Here is a 14,014-nt window from a genome sequence, read left to right on the forward strand (position 1 = left end):
TCTTCTGATGAACCGTATCAAGTTGTAAACTTCATGAAAAAAATGTTTGCTTTGGCATTTTTGTTTGCCGTCATTTCGTCGATGTCTTCGATGGCATCCGCTGCCGTGTGGCCCAATGAGAACGAGTGGGATAGTTCGTGGGAAGATCGTTACCGCCAGTGGGTACGTACTGAGTGGAAAGACGATATTTTCATGGATCCTGCTAAGCCGATTTATTACAAATTCGAGAATGATTGCGCGGATGCGGTGTACGCCATGCGTCTCATCTTTGCCTTTGAACACCGCCTGCCTTTTGTGATCAATAATCGTGATAAAGCGGGTAAGTTGGTCAACAACAGCATGTCGACGTGGGATAATTTGTCCCCTGATCAGCGTGTCAGACAGTTCATGAATCACGTAGCTGATATGACCAGCAGTGAGTCCTTGCGAAATGATACTTATCCAGTTGCGTTGAATGATATTAAACCGGGTGACGTGTATGTTGCGCCGGGTGTGCATTCTTATCAAATTGCGGATGTAACGGAAGCGGGTATCGCCGAAGTGATGGCTTCTACGACACCTAAGCAAGCCCGTTATTTGTTACGTACCCCGTCTTTCCCGTTCTATGTGCCGGAAGATAAGCGTTTGGGGGATGGCTACCGTCGTTTCAAGCAGCCGCAAAACATTATGCGTGCAGCCATTGAGCAACCGGGTTACAGCGAAGAGCAGTTTCAACTGGCGGCAGAGCTTCAATACGACTATGTAAAATTCACGGATGTTATTTCCGGTAAGTTAGCGAAACGCCCTGAAACGGCAGATGAAAAGACGCAACGTTTGTTATTGGCGTTGTGCATGTATGCGAATGACCGCGCTGTTTATGTCTATGATGCGCAGTGGTATTTGCAGCAAATCCGTGGTCAAGGTCGTCAGTGCATGAATGCAAAAGAATACGATGATCATTCCACGCCGGGTCGTGATAAGCGTTTAACCATGTTCTTTGACTCTATTCGTCGTCATTTGGATCACGTTGGTCGGTTTGATCCACGTTCACAGCCTGCACGTTGGGCAAAAGCGGTCTTCTCTCAAGATCAACCACCACCACAAGAAATGAAAAGTCTGAATGATTTCTGTGAGGTACAAATGACCTTGGTGGGGGAAGGGGAGCAGGATTACAAGATGACTTTGCGTGAATTACGTCAGAACGTCGAAGCAGGTTCGTTGATTTCTGATCCACATGCGCCATTACCGTTCCGCTGGGGGATTGTAAAAGAACCGTACCGCGCTGAATGCCCTACCTATTAAGGTTAGGTGTGTTGTCACAGGGTTAAGCTGGCATTCTGCCGTGGGATATTATAAAAACCATTATAATGACTGATTGTTTTGGTGAGTCCGGTTTTATTGGGGATGTCAGGATTAGGAGTGGCATAACATGAGTGGTGTTTTTCAAGTGCTGCGTTTGTCGACGTGGCGCTTTTCAGCGGTGCTACTGGGTGGCTTAATGCTATCGGGTATGGCAGGGTGTTCCAATCAGCAGGTTGCTGAAAAGTCTGCTGACGTAAAACGTTCGCAAAGTGCTCGTGGGAATGTGGCAACGCCAGAGCGTTTGTCATATGCAGCATTGGATCGTTTGCGACATCGTGTGGTATACGATGGGCGTTATATGCCGATTGGCTATCCGAACGGTGACGTGCCTGCTAACGTGGGGGTGTGTACGGATACGGTGATTCGTTCCTATCGGAAACTGGGCGTTGATCTCCAGCGCTTGGTGTATGAGGATATATCACAGAATTTTTACTCTTATCCTAATCTTCCCAAATGGGGCTTAGATAAACCCGATCCGAATATCGACCATCGGCGTGTGCATAATCTAAAGGCATTTTTCACTCGTCATGGGGGAAGAGTGCCAGTGAGTGGCAACCCAACCGATTACCGTGCGGGTGATTTGGTGACATGGAGCTTAGGTGGCGATCAGGAACACATCGGGATTGTGGTGAACCGTAAATCCACGGCTGATCCAAACCGGCCCATGATTGTGCACAATATCGGGGAAGGTGAGAAGATTGAAGATGTGCTCTTCCAGATGCCCATTACCGGTCATTATCGCTATTTCCCCGGACGCAGTGGTGCGCAATACGCTGCTGCTCAATGAATTGACCTTCGTTAAAGCCGATTTATCAGGAAGCCTCCGCGAGTCGGGGGCTTTTTTGTGGGTAAGAAGCTAATGAAGACTTCACTTTTTCTGAAATTAACGTAGAATTGCGCGTTTACTTCGGGCAGCTCCGGTTGCTTCGTATTAACCGCATTTTGTAAGGTCTTCACATGGTCAATATTCGTCTGGCTAGAGGTGGTGCGAAAAAGCACCCGTTTTACCACATTGTCGTTAGCGACAAGCGCAAGCCGCGTGACAGTGGTTACATTGAACGCATTGGTTACTTCAACCCGGTCGCCCGTGGTCAAGAAGTACGTCTGCACATTGAACAAGATCGCGTTGCCCATTGGGTCGCTTGCGGCGCTCAACCAACCGAACGTGTTGCAAAGCTGCTGAAAGAATCCGCAGAAACAGTGGCGGCATAAAGCATTATGTCCCAGCCTGATATGGTAACACTCGGAAAAATTTCCGCTGTTTTTGGTATAAAAGGTTGGGTCAAAGTGTTTTCACACACGCACCAATTGGATGGGATTTTAGGGTATGCCCCTTGGTCTTTGAAGGTTGCAGGTGAATGGCAGCCTTGTAAGTTACTAAACGGACAAGTGCAGGGTAAGGGGATTGTTGCGCAACTAGAGGGTGTGACAGACCGAACCCAAGCTGAGAAGTTTATCGGTTGCGAAATTGGTGTGCCGCGTGATCGCTTACACAAGTTGGATGCAGATGAGTACTACTGGGCTGATTTGATCGGCATGGATGTGGTGACGGTTAATGGCGTGATGCTGGGCAAAGTCGACCACTTGTTTGAAACTGGTGCGAATGATGTATTGGTTGTGCAGGGTGAGCGGGAACGTTTGTTGCCGTGGGTTTTGCATGATTTCATCAAGTCGGTTTCACTGGATGACAAGCGTATTACGGTGGATTGGGATCCTGAATTCTAATGCCAATGCGGTTTGATGTTATCACGCTCTTTCCTGAATTGGTCGAGTCCGTCATCAGCAGTGGTGTTACGGGTCGGGCAGCAGAGCGCGGTATCATCTCCCTCACGCAATGGAATCCACGCGATTACGCCACCGACGTGCATCGCACGGTAGATGACCGCCCTTACGGCGGTGGTCCCGGCATGGTGATGAAGGGCGACTGTTTGTTGCAAGCTATCCGTGATGCTCGCCGAGAGAATCCGGGAAAAGTGGTTTACCTTAGCCCACAGGGAGCACCCCTGAATCAGGCTTTGGTGACTGAGCTAGCAGCAGCGCAACACCTGATTTTGCTGTGTGGTCGCTATGAAGGTATCGACGAACGCGTTATTGCCTTAGAAGTCGACATGGAATGTTCCATTGGCGACTATGTTCTCAGCGGCGGCGAGTTAGGCGCAATGGTATTGATTGACGCAGTGACCCGCTTATTGCCGGGGACGTTGGGGCATCAGGAGTCGGCAGCACAGGATTCGTTTTTTGATGGATTACTGGATTGCCCTCACTATACCCGCCCAGAAGAACTGGAAGGGATGCCATTACCAGCCATCTTAAAAAGCGGTAATCATGCCGCAATTGCCCGTTGGCGCAAAAAGCAAGCGCTGGGAAAAACATGGCGACGCAGGCCGGAATTGTTACAGGCACGACAGTTGACCGACAGTGAGCGTGTGTTGCTGAACGAGTATATAAACGAGTTTGAAAGCAGTGAAGAGCTGCATTAGAGGATTATCATGAACACGATTATTCAACAACTTGAACAAGAGCAAATGACCAAGGTAATCCCGGATTTTAACCCCGGTGATACCGTTATCGTTCAAGTGCGTGTCAAGGACGGCGATAAAGAACGCCAACAGGCTTATGAAGGTGTAGTGATTGCGAAGAAAAATCGTGGTCTGAACTCCGCTTTCACAGTACGCAAAATGTCTTACGGTGAAGGCGTTGAGCGTGTATTCCAGACATTCAGCAACAGCATCGCTAGCATTACCGTTAAGCGTAGTGGCGATGTGCGTCGCGCTAAGCTGTACTACCTGCGTGGGCGTACTGGTAAGTCTGCACGTATCAAAGAAAAGCTCTAAGCTTTTTCTGCTCGATATGCTCAAACCGACAGTGTTAAATCAATACTGTCGGTTTTATTGTGTCTGTCATTTTTAGGTCGAAATACTGGGCTGAAAAACGTTTCGTCGTGCAAAACTGTACAGGTTAGCTATTTGCGCCTACTATGCAAGTCATAGAATAGTTCATAAGATAATACGCTATGCTAGGTGGGGATTTGTGTGGGCACAATTGCTGATTTTTCATCTAATATCGTCCTGAGTGGGGGGATATTGGTGGTTGGGTCTGTGGCTGCCATGGTCTGGTGGTTTTGGTCTGCACGGCGTCAATTCAACATTCAATTACGCTTGGCTCAACAAAATATGCTGGTTTCCTCGCTGGCGGATGTTCAGGAAGCGGCTATTCTAGTAGATGCTAAGGGTGTCGTTGATTTTATCAATCCCGCCGCTGAAAAAATTCTAAAATATAAAATTCGTAGTGCGCGTGGGAAACACTACGGTGAATTATTTTCCTTAATTGATTTGTTAACGCGTAATCCGATTGCGTGGTTGGATACAGCAAAACGCAATGACCGTCCGTTGTTACGCAATGCCTTGCTGAATGCCGCCGGTTTAAATGATGTACAGGTCACTTACACTGTACAGCCAATTTTATTTGAAGCCGTTGATCATCCCTGTTATATGCTGATGGTGCGTGATCAAACCGAACTTCATGCCTTGCAAGTGCGTTTAGATCACGTACAAATGCATGATCCCCAAACCATGTTGCTGAATCGTAAGAGTTTTGAGTTACGCTTAAAGCTTGCGATTGATCAGGTACGCCAGCATGGCGTTAAACATTCCTTCTGTCTCATTTCGATGGACCAGTTCAAAGTGGTGAATGACACGATGGGGCATAATGGGGGTGATGCATTAATTGAGCGCATTGCACGAATGCTCAAGGATGAAATTGATTCTCGCCGTGATATTTTGGCACGTTTGGGTGGTGATGAATTTGGGATTCTGTTTCAAGAAATTGAACCAGCAGTTGCGATTCGGGCGGCGGAACAAATTCGTATTAAGTTGGAACAATACGCGTTTGACTGGAATAAGATGCGCCAGAACGTCACCGCGAGTATTGCGTTCGTCCCCTTGTATAAAGCCTTGAAAACACCGAATCGTTTGCTCTCAGAAGCGGATGCGGCGTGTCGCGTTGCTAAGGCGAAAGGCGGTAATCGCATTCATATTTACAAACCTGATGACCCCGAAGTACTCAAGCAACGTGGCAATATGGTTTGGTTGGATCGCCTGAAAAAAGCCTTTGAAGCCGGTAACTTTCGCCTAGTTGCGCAACCTATTCACGATTTGCGCCCCGCCGAATTTAAAAAGCCGTTTAGCCATTACGAAGTGCTGATTCGGTTGTATGATGAGAATAATCAGCCTGTACCACCGGATGAATTTATTCCGGCGGCTGAATATTATTCCATGATGCCACGCTTGGATCGTTGGGTAGTGCGTAAATTGCTCCAGACCTTGAAGGAAATTACCCAAAAAGTTCCCCGCCCGATCTTTGCAGTAAACTTATCAGGGCAAAGTTTGGATGAACCGACCTTTCTGAAGTTTGTCTTAGACGAAATTCAGGAAGCGGGTATTAGCCCTGCCATGCTTTGCTTTGAAATTACCGAACGGGTCGCGATTCATAACCTCGAATTAGCACAGCACTTTATCGAAACCTTGAAAAATTTGGGCTGTAGTTTCTCGCTGGATGACTTTGGTACGGGCGTTAGTTCTTTTGGGTATTTAAAATCCCTGTCGGTAGATTATTTGAAGATTGACGGCAGTTTTATTAAAGACATTGCCAACGATGATATTGCCCACGCAATGGTGCTATCGGTGACGCAGGTTGGGCATTTGATGGGCTTGAAAGTCATTGCGGAATACGTCGAAACGGATCGGGTCATACAAATTTTGCGCGAGATTGGTGTAGACTACGGGCAAGGTTACGGCATCTCCAAACCGATTCCCATCGAAGAAGCCGTGCGTAATCACACAAGTTAAGGTCTATAGATTCGGATGAAAATTCATATTCTGGGTATTTGCGGCACATTTATGGGCGGCATTGCCCTGTTGGCGCGTGAACAAGGGCATCACGTTACGGGTGCGGATAGCAACGTTTATCCGCCGATGAGTACCATGCTGGCAGAGCAAGGCGTGGATATTATGCAGGGTTTTCAGCCGCATGATATACCACCCGATACCGATACACTGGTCGTTGGTAATGTGATGCGCCGTGGTTTAGACATTGTGGAACACGTGCTTGACCGTAATCTGCCGTACACTTCAGGCCCACAATGGCTGGGCGAACATATTTTGCGGGATCGTTGGGTACTGGCGGTGGCGGGGACGCACGGTAAAACCACCACCGCGAGTATGTTGGCGTGGATTTTGGAATACGCAGGCTTGCAACCCGGTTTCTTGATTGGCGGTGTGCCGGAAAACTTTGGGATTTCGGCGCGTTTGGGCGCTTCACCGTTTTTTGTGGTGGAAGCTGATGAATACGACACCGCATTTTTCGACAAGCGCTCTAAGTTTGTGCATTACCACCCGCGTACCGTAATCCTCAATAACCTCGAATACGATCACGCGGATATTTTCCCTGATGTGCAGGCAATCAAAACCCAGTTCCATCACCTGATGCGTACCGTACCGAGCAGTGGCTTAGCGGTAGTCAATGCACAGGAGGCGAATCTTAAGGATACGCTGGCAATGGGTTGCTGGACTCCGGTGGAAACGTTTGCGGACGGCGATTGGCGGGCAGAATATTTGCAAGCCGATGGCAGCGCATTCCGCGTATTCTGCAAAGGTGTCGAACAAGGCATCGTCCGTTGGGATTTGCTGGGCGAACACAACGTTAATAATGCACTGGCAGCGATTGCTGCGGCACGTCATGCAGGCGTTCCGGCGGAACATGCGATTGCGGGTTTGGCAGAGTTCCAAGGGGTGAAGCGGCGGATGCAGGTGCGTGGTACGGTACGTGGCGTGACGGTTTACGATGATTTCGCGCATCACCCGACCGCGATTACCACGACGTTGGCAGGTTTGCGGGCAAAGGTGGGTAAGGCGCGAATTATTGCGTTGTTAGAACCACGTTCTAACACCATGCGAATGGGAACGCACGGGGCAGCAGTCGCGGCGGCTTTACAAGTGGCTGATTATGCTTTTATTTATCAGTTGCCAGAATGGGATGATATTGATGTGTTGGTCGCTACCGTGGCGCAACTCGCGCAAGCAGGAGACCATGTTTTAGTTATGAGTAATGGCGGCTTCGGTGGGGTTCATGACAAGCTGTTGGCGCAATTGGCTAACTGAGATGCTGAACACTTGAAAACCATTACTTTGATCATGACGGGCGCATCCGGTGCGCAATACGGCTTGCGTTTGCTGGAGTTTTTGCTGCAAAACGGGCATCGCGTGTATTTGCTGATGTCACGCCCTGCGCAAGTCGTGGTTAATATGGAAACGGAGCACCGTTTGCCGGGGCGTGCCAGCGAAATCCAAGCGTATTTCAGCGACCTCTACAGCGCACAGCCGGGGCAATTGCAGGTTTTTGAGCGCGAACAATGGGCAGCACCGATTGCTAGCGGCAGCGGGGTGGCGGATGCGACCGTGGTTTGCCCTTGCACCACCGGAACGCTCTCCGCGATTGCCTGTGGCAGTAGCCGCAACTTGATCGAACGTGCTGCCGATGTCTGCTTGAAAGAGCGCAAAAAACTGATTTTGGTGGTGCGTGAAACCCCGTTTTCCGAGATTCATTTGGAAAACATGCTGAAACTGGCACGGATGGGGGTTATTATCATGCCCGCCAATCCGGGCTTTTATCAACGCCCGACATCCGTGCAGGAATTGGTTGATTTCATGGTGGCGCGGGTACTGGATCATTTGAATATTCCGCATAGACTGCTACCCCGTTGGGGCGATGCACTACAGGTGGAATGACTGTATTTTTGATGTAATTTTATTGAGGAGTATGCCATGGCAGCCGAAGAAATGACCGTACAGAGTTTTGAAGACACCATCACGACCAATGACATCGTGATCATCGACTTTTGGGCTCCATGGTGTGGCCCTTGCCGTTCCTTTGCGCCGATTTTCGAGAAAGTGTCTGACAACCACACGGACATCGTGTTTGCAAAAGTGAACACCGAAGAAGAGCAGGAGTTGGCGGCGAATTTCCAAATCCGTTCCATCCCGACGCTGATGATTTTCCGTGAGCAGGTCATCCTGTATGCAGAAGCGGGTATGTTGAGCGAACCGCAATTAGAACAAGTGATTGCCAAGGTACGTGAGCTGGATATGGACAAAGTACGTGCTGACATTGCTGCACAAGAACAGCAAGCCTAATTTAGGTGAGGGCGTGATGCATCACGCCCTCTTTTTCAAATGCCCCACAGCGCGAAAAAGCTCACAAAGCCAATCGCGAGAATGCTGTAAAGCTCAATGGCGCGTCCTCTACCGACAGGCAATAATGCCGGACGCATCCCTGTCTTGGTTTCCACAAACCGTACATTATCCAAATCATCCAGCAGTAAATGCAGCAAATAGCTGACGCTTGACGCTAGAAATGCTGGTAGAGCAGCGGCACTACCGACGGTTAAATACCCTACCCAAGCCACTCCCAGTGATAAGCAAACCGCTGCAATCACCGAGTGCGTATGCCCCCCCCGTTTGACGATTTGACTCAAGACCTCCCAAAAGCGCGATACCATGAATAAGGCAATCGGGATAGCCAGCAACAAATCGGTAGGTCGGTAGAAAAACTGAATAGCAGGTACTAGCACGGCTGCTAAGCGGCTTAGTCGTTGCACGACATGGAAACTACTGGAGTTGGTATCGTCAATATCGGGTAGCAAGCCGCCGACATAGCCGCTCAGTGCGGTAATACCGATGACTTCCAAACCCAAGTTGGGTGCGATAATGGAGGTGACGGCGGCTGCACCGACCCCTGCCGCCACTGCTGCCAGATGGTACGTATGGTACTCTGCCATGATATGTTTGCCCCTGTTAATCGTATTGTGCTTATGTCTCTATGCTTAGAAAGATTCGGCCGGATAAGTTCCGGCCATCTTTATCCCCTTTATATTTAAATGTGCTGCTTGCGGGGAACAGGCGCACTCTCCTCTCCTAGCGATTGATTCTTGATGTGATTGCGTGAAGCCAGGTTAAAAAGAGGGGGACATGTGCTCCCCCATTCGGGCTTTTGCGTCGGTTTGACACTGTAATTTTTATGATGTGTGTGAGCAATCTTATAACAAGCAAGCTGAATGGGAGATAAATAAGCAGCATGAAAAGGACTGCAAGGGGCTTTAAATAGCTGCTACAATCACCCGCATGTCAGGAAATACCTTTGGAAAACTGTTTACCGTGACCTCCTTCGGTGAGAGTCATGGACCCGCAATCGGTTGCATCGTGGATGGCTGCCCGCCTGGACTCGCCCTCACGGAAGCCGATATTCAAATTGACCTTGATCGGCGCAAGCCGGGGCAAAGTCGTCACACCACCCAGCGGCGCGAAGCCGATGCGGTGCAAATCCTATCGGGCGTATTCGAGGGTAAAACCACGGGTACAACGATTGCGCTGCTCATCCAGAATACGGATCAGCGTTCTAAGGATTACGGCGACATTATGGATCGCTTCCGCCCCGGTCACGCCGATTACACGTATTACAAAAAATACGGCTTCCGCGATTACCGTGGGGGTGGGCGTTCCTCTGCACGGGAAACTGCGATGCGCGTGGCTGCCGGGGCGATTGCCAAGAAATGGTTGCTGGAACGTTACGGTGTGCTGATTCGCGGCTATTTGTCGCAATTGGGGCCAATCGTTGCAGAAACCTTGGATTGGAACGAAATTGCCAATAACCCGTTCTTCTGCCCCGATGCCAGCAAAGTGCAGCCGATGGAAGATTACATGGATGCATTGCGTAAGGAAGGCAATTCCGTCGGTGCGAAAATCACCACGGTCGCCTCCAACGTACCTCCCGGTTGGGGCGAGCCGATTTTTGATCGACTGGATGCGGATATTGCGCACGCGATGATGTCGATCAATGCGGCGAAGGGCGTGGAAGTCGGGGCAGGTTTCGATTGCGTGGCACAAAAAGGCACGGAGCACCGTGATGAAATCACCATGCAGGGCTTCCTTAGCAATCATGCTGGCGGGATTCTAGGTGGTATTTCGTCGGGGCAGGAAATCATTGTGCATACCGCGTTCAAGCCGACTTCCAGTATGCGTTTGCCGGGGCGTACCGTGAATCTGGATGGTGAAGCGGTGGAAGTGATCACCAAAGGGCGGCATGATCCGTGCGTGGGGATTCGCGCTACACCGATTTGCGAGGCAATGCTGGCGATTACGCTGATGGATCATGCCTTGCGGCATCGGGCGCAAAATGCGGACGTCACCACTAGCTTGCCGGATATTCCAGCTTCAGCGTGAACAACCCTTCACCCCCCAGCTCAAAGCCGCCTTATGGGCGGCTTTCGATTTTCTACTTCGTCTACTTTACGGCGTTGGGCGTATTTGTACCCTATTGGACAGTCTACCTGAAAAAAGTGGCTGGATTTTCACCTGCACAAATCGGTGAACTCATGGCAGTGTTCATGGGGACAAAGATTATTGCGCCTTTCATCTGGGGTTGGTTAGCCGATCATACGGGTGAACGGTTGCGCATTATTCGTGGTGCTAGCTTGCTGACGGCAGTGTGTTTTGCGGGAGTGTATTGGCAACACAGTTTTGGCTGGATGGTGGTGGTCATGGCAAGTTTTGGGTTTTTCTGGAATGCCTCCCTGCCACAATTCGAGGCGTTAACCTTGAACCATTTGGGCAGCGATATTGGGCGCTACAGCCGGATTCGGTTATGGGGTTCAATCGGTTTTATTGTGATGGTGGCAAGCCTGCCTACGGTATTGGAACGCTATGGTGTGGCGTTGGTGGTGGATGTCATCTTATTGCTGTTTGTGGGGATTTGGTTGACGACTTGGTTTGTCGAAGATAAGCCACACGCTATTCATACTGAACAGGTGGGGCGGTTGCGGGAAGTGTTACGTCAGCCGACGGTGTGGGTATTGTTGTTGGCGTGTGCGTTACAACAGGCGAGTCACGGTGCTTACTACACGTTTTTCAGTATTTATCTGGAAGATCACAGTTATTCGCGTAACTTCACGGGGTGGATGTGGGCGTTGGGTGTGCTGGCTGAAGTGGGCTTATTTTGGGTCATGCACCGTTTAATGGGGCATTTTGGTGCGGTACGGCTGTTTATCTTGGCGCTGTTTCTGACGGGGGTACGCTGGCTGATCTTGGGAACGTGGGTCGATAATGTGGCTGTGTTGATGCTGTCGCAGTTATTTCATGCGGCGACTTACGGTTTGTTTCATGCGGCAGCGATTCATCTGGTACATCATCAGTTTCCGGGGAAATTACAGGGTAGGGGGCAAGCATTGTATTCAGGTTTGAGTTACGGTTTGGGTGGTGCAATGGGCAGTTTGCTGAGTGGTTATGCGTGGCAATATTGGGGAGCAACCGATACGTTTTACGCGGCGGCTTTGCTGGCAGGGTTAAGTTGGGTGCTGGCATTATTGTATGTGCGGGAGGATGCGCATGTTGCCCGTGCATGATGCGTTACAGGTAGCGGACATTCGTGCGCACTTGGATGCGGCGACGTTACACACCTTGCGTGATATTCACGTTTTTTCCACACTCGACTCGACGAATCGTTGGGCATTGCAGGCTGGGCAATGCGGTGAGGCGTGTTTTGCGGAACAGCAAACCGCTGGACGTGGGCGACGTGGGCGGCAATGGCAATCGCCTGCGGGGGTGAATCTGTATTTGTCGGTGCGTTGGTGTTTTGCTGCTGTGCCGCCGCATTTGCCACTCTTGAGCCTAGTGGCGGGCTTGGCGGTGGCGGAAGCGCTCGAAGATTGCGCGATTCACGGGCATGGTCTGAAATGGCCCAACGATGTGTACTATGCTGGTAAGAAGCTCGGCGGTATTTTGTTGGAAGCGGTCGGTTCGTTGGAACAAGTGGTGATTGGTATTGGTTTAAACGTCAATATGTTGCCGGAAGCTGGAGCGGATATTGACCAGCCCTGGACGAGTTTGCAACATATCACGGGTGAGACACTGGTACGCAATACGCTGGCAGCGGCATTGTTACAGCGTTTGGTTAAACGGTTGCACGCCTTTCCGCAATTGGATATGGCACAATTCCAGCATGACTGGCAGCACTGGGATGTGCTGGCGGGGCAGCAGGTACAAGCCTTGATGGGAACGGAAACCTTGCAAGGGCTTGCATCCGGTGTCAATAATCAGGGACAATTACGAATAATTTTACGTGATGGATTCATAAAAAATCTATCGTCAGCGGATGTATCGGTACGAATGTAATGGTTTTGCTGGTAGATGCAGGCAACTCACGCCTGAAATGGTCGGAGCTGGATGCTGCGGGTAGACCTTCTATCCAGCAGGCTGCTGCCTATGGCGACCGCCCTGCTTTAGCAGCTTTCCTTGATCTATTAGATGCTTATCCCAATGTCGGGCATATTACCTTGGTGCATGTACTCACGCACTTGTTTGCCGAAAGTGTGCAAGCGGCTTGTGAGCAACGCGGCGTGCATTTACACAGTGTGCGTTCGGTGGCGCAGGCTTACGGCATTACCAATGGCTACCAAAACCCGATGGCATTGGGGGCGGATCGCTTTGTCGGGCTAGTGGCCGCGCACCGTTTAGCCAATGGGCAGGCAAGCATTGTGATCGACTGTGGCACGGCGATTACCGTGGATGCGGTGGAACGTCAGGGGCAACATTTGGGCGGGTTGATTTTGCCCGGTTTGCGCTTGTCGGCGGATGCGTTAATTGCCCGCGCCCAAGGCAAGCTGAGTTTTTCGCTGGAACAACCCACTATTTTCGCGGATAGCACCAGTAACGCCATTGGGGGTGGGTGCTTGTTTGGGTTGGTCGGCGCGATTGAGGGCATTTGCACGCGAATGCAGCAGAATATGTCCAGCCCTGTGGTGCGGGTGTTGACGGGGGGAGATGCGGAATACTTAAACGCATGGTTGCCGGGGGATTATTGTGTGCAGCCGGATTTGCTGATGCATGGTTTGGCGTATATTACCGAGCAAACCTTATGCACCAGTTGCTGATTGCCTTGCTGTTTTTAAATATTACCGCTTTCACTTGGAACGCCGTATTAGCCCCGAATCCGCAGGATATTCGTCCCGTTCTCGTCGAACCGTCGATTCCAGCGTTGGAATTGCGTCAAGATGTGGATGAGGTGGTGTATCGCAGTAGCACGGCGGGTACACAAAGCAGTTGTTATACCATTGGCCCGTATAACAGTGAAAAAGCGGCGCAATTGGTGGCAAACAAAGTGCGCGGTTTTGGGTTGTCGGTCGAGATTCGCCACATGCGCAGCATGGAAACGCTGAATTTTTTCGTCTATATCCCCCCGTCTGAAGATGCCGTGCAAGCCGAAAAGATTGTGCAAGACATCGCGAAAAATGATGTACAAGACGTGCAAATTATTCACGATGGTCCTTACCAAAATGCCATTTCGTTGGGATTTTTCAATAACTTGACCAAAGCGAAACGCCATGCGGAATACATTCGCTATTTAGGCTATGATGCGCAGTACACCGAACAGCAAGCACCGCGTGAAGTTTTTTGGGTCGATTACGACGAACCGTTCGGTAGTAATACGCCAGTACGGGAGTGGAGTACAGCCGCAGACCCTACCTCTGAAGTGCAGCGCATTCCGCGTGCTTGCCGATAATCAGAAAAATTTGACCGTGCAGGTGATCATTACCCAGCAATTTCGCTATTCATAATCTATATAA

16 protein-coding genes are annotated in these 14,014 nt (G+C 50.2%); 15 read left to right on the plus strand and 1 reads right to left on the minus strand.

Features of this window, described 5'->3' with window-relative positions:
• Positions 1-33 precede the first annotated feature (33 nt).
• The 10 genes from J1836_RS17020 to trxA all read left to right on the plus strand — a co-directional run bounded on the left by J1836_RS17020 (position 34) and on the right by trxA (position 8,531).
• A complete protein-coding gene (locus tag J1836_RS17020) occupies positions 34-1,281 on the plus strand; it encodes a hypothetical protein (RefSeq protein WP_207252311.1) in 1,248 nt (415 codons plus the stop codon).
• Positions 1,282-1,408: 127 nt separating this feature from the next.
• A complete protein-coding gene (locus J1836_RS17025; protein ID WP_207252312.1) occupies positions 1,409-2,128 on the plus strand; it encodes a DUF1287 domain-containing protein in 720 nt (239 codons plus the stop codon).
• Positions 2,129-2,298: 170 nt separating this feature from the next.
• Positions 2,299-2,553, plus strand: a complete 255-nt coding sequence (gene rpsP / locus J1836_RS17030) for a 30S ribosomal protein S16 (protein WP_028490312.1) — start codon at positions 2,299-2,301, stop codon at positions 2,551-2,553.
• Positions 2,554-2,559: 6 nt separating this feature from the next.
• Positions 2,560-3,066 (plus strand): ribosome maturation factor RimM, encoded by a 507-nt coding sequence (gene rimM, locus J1836_RS17035; RefSeq protein ID WP_207252313.1) that lies wholly within the window; start codon positions 2,560-2,562, stop codon positions 3,064-3,066.
• Between the two features lie 5 nt (positions 3,067-3,071).
• Positions 3,072-3,821, plus strand: a complete 750-nt coding sequence (trmD, locus tag J1836_RS17040; protein ID WP_207253199.1) for a tRNA (guanosine(37)-N1)-methyltransferase TrmD — start codon at positions 3,072-3,074, stop codon at positions 3,819-3,821.
• Between the two features lie 9 nt (positions 3,822-3,830).
• Complete coding sequence (gene rplS, locus J1836_RS17045; protein WP_242632900.1) at positions 3,831-4,175, plus strand: 50S ribosomal protein L19; 345 nt, start codon at positions 3,831-3,833, stop codon at positions 4,173-4,175.
• A gap of 273 nt (positions 4,176-4,448) precedes the next feature.
• Positions 4,449-6,188: a putative bifunctional diguanylate cyclase/phosphodiesterase gene (locus tag J1836_RS17050; RefSeq protein WP_242632969.1), complete on the plus strand. Its 1,740-nt coding sequence runs from the start codon at positions 4,449-4,451 to the stop codon at positions 6,186-6,188.
• Between the two features lie 15 nt (positions 6,189-6,203).
• Positions 6,204-7,499 carry a UDP-N-acetylmuramate:L-alanyl-gamma-D-glutamyl-meso-diaminopimelate ligase gene (gene mpl, locus J1836_RS17055; RefSeq protein WP_207252315.1) on the plus strand — a complete coding sequence of 432 codons (1,296 nt, stop codon included), beginning with the start codon at positions 6,204-6,206 and terminating at the stop codon, positions 7,497-7,499.
• 12 nt (positions 7,500-7,511) lie between these two features.
• Positions 7,512-8,126, plus strand: a complete 615-nt coding sequence (locus tag J1836_RS17060; protein ID WP_207252316.1) for a UbiX family flavin prenyltransferase — start codon at positions 7,512-7,514, stop codon at positions 8,124-8,126.
• Positions 8,127-8,162: 36 nt separating this feature from the next.
• Positions 8,163-8,531 carry a thioredoxin gene (gene trxA / locus J1836_RS17065; RefSeq protein WP_207252317.1) on the plus strand — a complete coding sequence of 123 codons (369 nt, stop codon included), beginning with the start codon at positions 8,163-8,165 and terminating at the stop codon, positions 8,529-8,531.
• A gap of 35 nt (positions 8,532-8,566) precedes the next feature.
• On the opposite strand, the gene J1836_RS17070 is transcribed toward trxA, so the two are convergent.
• A complete protein-coding gene (locus J1836_RS17070; protein WP_207252318.1) occupies positions 8,567-9,175 on the minus strand; it encodes a metal-dependent hydrolase in 609 nt (202 codons plus the stop codon).
• Between the two features lie 343 nt (positions 9,176-9,518).
• Here J1836_RS17070 and aroC point away from each other — a divergent pair, with 343 nt between their 5' ends.
• From aroC to J1836_RS17095, 5 genes are read left to right on the plus strand one after another with little or no spacing between them, the layout of a single operon-like run.
• Positions 9,519-10,616, plus strand: a complete 1,098-nt coding sequence (gene aroC, locus J1836_RS17075) for a chorismate synthase (RefSeq protein ID WP_207252319.1) — start codon at positions 9,519-9,521, stop codon at positions 10,614-10,616.
• Positions 10,613-11,794 carry an MFS transporter gene (locus tag J1836_RS17080; protein WP_207252320.1) on the plus strand — a complete coding sequence of 394 codons (1,182 nt, stop codon included), beginning with the start codon at positions 10,613-10,615 and terminating at the stop codon, positions 11,792-11,794. The genes aroC and J1836_RS17080 overlap by 4 nt, the downstream gene beginning before the upstream one ends.
• Positions 11,778-12,563, plus strand: a complete 786-nt coding sequence (locus J1836_RS17085) for a biotin--[acetyl-CoA-carboxylase] ligase (protein WP_207252321.1) — start codon at positions 11,778-11,780, stop codon at positions 12,561-12,563. The genes J1836_RS17080 and J1836_RS17085 overlap by 17 nt, the downstream gene beginning before the upstream one ends.
• Positions 12,563-13,321, plus strand: a complete 759-nt coding sequence (locus tag J1836_RS17090; protein ID WP_207252322.1) for a type III pantothenate kinase — start codon at positions 12,563-12,565, stop codon at positions 13,319-13,321. The genes J1836_RS17085 and J1836_RS17090 overlap by 1 nt, the downstream gene beginning before the upstream one ends.
• Positions 13,306-13,950, plus strand: a complete 645-nt coding sequence (locus J1836_RS17095; RefSeq protein WP_207252323.1) for an SPOR domain-containing protein — start codon at positions 13,306-13,308, stop codon at positions 13,948-13,950. The genes J1836_RS17090 and J1836_RS17095 overlap by 16 nt, the downstream gene beginning before the upstream one ends.
• The last annotated feature ends 64 nt before the right edge of the window (positions 13,951-14,014 follow it).

Origin of the sequence: Thiothrix fructosivorans (genome assembly GCF_017349355.1) — a bacterium.
GTDB lineage: Bacteria > Pseudomonadota > Gammaproteobacteria > Thiotrichales > Thiotrichaceae > Thiothrix > Thiothrix fructosivorans.